Annotated in this window: 3 protein-coding genes; 2 read left to right on the top strand and 1 reads right to left on the bottom strand. The window is 53.8% G+C overall.

Features of this window, described 5'->3' with window-relative positions; all coding sequences use genetic code 11:
• Together ZBI01S_RS09340 and ZBI01S_RS09905 are read left to right on the top strand one after the other, a co-directional pair.
• Positions 1-1,018: hypothetical protein (locus ZBI01S_RS09340; protein WP_159421494.1), on the top strand; the 1,018-nt coding region annotated here is incomplete at its 5' end.
• Between the two features lie 4 nt (positions 1,019-1,022).
• Positions 1,023-1,601 (top strand): hypothetical protein, encoded by a 579-nt coding sequence (locus ZBI01S_RS09905; RefSeq protein ID WP_159421493.1) that lies wholly within the window; start codon positions 1,023-1,025, stop codon positions 1,599-1,601.
• A 12-nt stretch (positions 1,602-1,613) separates the two neighbouring features.
• Here ZBI01S_RS09905 and ZBI01S_RS09335 read toward each other — a convergent pair.
• On the bottom strand, positions 1,614-2,006 hold a 393-nt coding region (locus ZBI01S_RS09335; protein ID WP_159421492.1), incomplete at its 5' end, for a glycosyltransferase.

The raw sequence follows: 2,006 nt of genomic DNA, 5'->3' as shown, positions 1-2,006 counted from the left end.
GCCAGCGGCACAGGTGCGTGCGTATTGGGAGTCGTTGGATGCGGGGCGTCAGCAGCACCTCATCCGCGAGTTTCCAGAGACGATTGGCAATCTATCGGGGGTCCCCTTTGCAGTCCGAGCCCAGGCAAACAAGCGCACCGCGCAAAATTATATTGATCGCATAGGAAGCGAACATCCAAACATCGATCAGGAGATTACAGAGCTCGAAACGAAAAAGAACCAACGAATTGTCGAATTAGGCAGCGACAATGCCGGTTACAACAATGACTACGATGCCAAAATTCAGGAGTTGCGCGAGATACGCGCCAATTTGGATGCCGCCGAGACTATCATCAACGGCCGCGAAGCTATCTTGTTCGACCCGAACAATGACCGAATCATCACTGTTAGTGGCGATTTCAACACCTCAGTGGATTATGCTGCCATATTCGTTCCCGGAACCGACACAGGCATGAAGTCATTCAGCAACGGGATCTCGGATTTTGGCGACAGCCTAGTTGATGAGCTTGACGCAAAAGGCCAAAATGCCGTCGTATTTACAATTAAGGACGGATCGTGGTCGACTTGGGGCGGCGAGGGCGCTAACAGCAGCGAGAACGAAATGGCCGAGCGAGCAGAAAAAGTGCAACGCCTGGCCGAGGACTTACGCTTGGAAGATTTCAGCCCGAGCACAGAGTACATTGGCATCGGACATAGCGCCGGAGTTCCCAAGCTTTGTATCAGCGAGACTGAGGGAGCGGTGTATGATGAAGTAATTTCAAGTGGCGGTGCATACGTTGGCCATAAATGGCGCCCAAGCCCACTGACAGATTATACCCACTTCCAATACTCAAATGACTTCATTAACGCCCTTGACTACGTCGGCTACAGAACCCCGAACATCCTTTCGGCGTTTGACAAAGTGTATATTGACTCACCAACAGGCAACATGCTCGACGACCACTCTCGAATAAGCCAAGGATCTAAGACCAATAGATTGGGTATAGTCGCGATTAGCCATGAAATTATTCAGGATTAAGACAATGAGAAATCGAGCAATAGCCATCAGTGCTCTAGTAGCAATAGCGTCGTTATCTGGCTGTGCTCGGCTCAACAACGAATCAAACCAGCGAGAATCTCCGCCTGCACCCACTAAGAGCGCACCTTTGGAGCGCGAGCGAAGCATCGAGATACAAACGCAGGTTCGTGACTTAATTCCGCCTGCGAGCATTGACCAAGAAACAAGTAATCTCCCAAAGATTGGGGAGAAACCCCGCTTATTGAATTCGTGCAGCTCTGGCTTTCATGAACGGGTTGATGAGCCTGCACCTGGCGCGGTTTATTACAGCGGGCTCTTCATTGTTGTTGTTTCGCCTACCAGCTCTGCCAGTTCGGTTGAAGAACAACTCACATCAAGCATTTCTACTAATTTTGATTGGCAGAAACTTACTTACACTCAGGACAATGCCCCTGATATGCAAACCTGGGAGACTCCGGATGGTTTTACCATTGACATCTATTCGGATGAACTCACGGATAAGAATCGAGCCGAGCTTGTAGTAAGTGTCACGAGCCCATGCTTCGTTCCCCAACCACCGTATAAAGCTGGGGATGAGATCTAACCTTCGTATGCGCTAGCGCGCGAAGGCGGCGCGGTAGGCGTTCAGGTGCGTGGCGGCGCAGGCTTCCCAGGTGAAGCCGGCGGCGCGTTCGGCACCGGCGCGGGCGTAATCGGCGCGCAGCTGATCGTTCGCGAGGAGTTCTTGCAGCGCCCCGGCGATCGACGCGGCATTCGCTTCGACGTAACGAACCGCATCCCCGCCAACCTCAGGCAACGCTGACAGGCGCGTCGTCACCACGGCCGCGCCGCTGGCCATCGCCTCGAGCACGGGCAGACCAAAACCTTCAGCGATCGACGCGTACACGACTGCCTCGCTTCCGCCGAGCAGGACCCGCAGTTCGTCGAGCGGCAAGTACCCGAGTTCGTGGATGCCTCGGGTGCGTGGCCGTGCGCGGGGTATTGAAGT

Source organism: [Zimmermannella] bifida NBRC 103089 (assembly GCF_001570925.1).
Classification (GTDB): Bacteria; Actinomycetota; Actinomycetes; order Actinomycetales; family Microbacteriaceae; genus Gulosibacter; species Gulosibacter bifidus.
This window is presented reverse-complemented; position numbering and strand designations above follow the sequence as displayed.